The organism is Polaromonas sp. P1_G2 (assembly GCF_056405515.1).
This window is the reverse complement of the sequence record NZ_JBFUBY010000828.1, coordinates 1-543: the sequence shown is the minus strand read 5'-3', so window position 1 is coordinate 543 and position 543 is coordinate 1. Positions and strand designations below refer to the sequence as shown.

Sequence of the window (543 nt, the reverse complement as noted above, 5' to 3'; positions counted from 1 at the left end):
CTTCTTCCCCTTCGCCGACGGGTTGCTGTCGGTGATCGGCGCCGGCGCCACGGCGGTCATCCAACCTGGCGGCTCGATGCGCGACCAGGAGGTGATCGATGCCGCCGATGCGCATGGCGTCGCCATGGTGTTTACCGGAATGCGGCATTTCCGGCATTAAGACTGTTCGCTCAAGAACTTGCGCGAAATAAAATAGCCTGCGATGAAAATCCAATCGCAGGCTATTTATTTTCCTCTTTTGCTGGATAAGGCGTAAACGCCATGATCGCCAGTCCAATGACAAAAAACGCGATCAGCGAAGCCATGCCGACGCGCGCCGATCCGGTCAACGCAATCAAGATGCTGTTGACCAGTGTGGCCATGAATCCCGTCGCGCGGCCTGAAAAGGCATAGATGCCGAAATAGCGGCCGGCTTCGTCGATGTCGACGATACGCGCCAGGTAGGAACGCGATGAGGCCTGTGCAGGGCCGAAGACCAGGCCGATCAATGCACCATAGACAATGTAGACCTTTTCCGCCGCGGTGCCGAACAGACCGCCGCTG

The 543-nt window shown here is 58.0% G+C and carries 1 protein-coding gene and 1 pseudogene; one reads left to right on the top strand and one right to left on the bottom strand.

Annotation, left to right across the window (positions count from 1 at the left end; translation table 11 throughout):
• A pseudogene (gene purH, locus AC1D0P_RS27840) lies at positions 1-160 on the top strand (bifunctional phosphoribosylaminoimidazolecarboxamide formyltransferase/IMP cyclohydrolase); the annotation flags it as partial.
• A gap of 61 nt (positions 161-221) precedes the next feature.
• Here purH and AC1D0P_RS27835 read toward each other — a convergent pair.
• A partial coding sequence (locus AC1D0P_RS27835; protein WP_477679686.1) for an MFS transporter occupies positions 222-543 on the bottom strand: 322 nt, incomplete at its 5' end.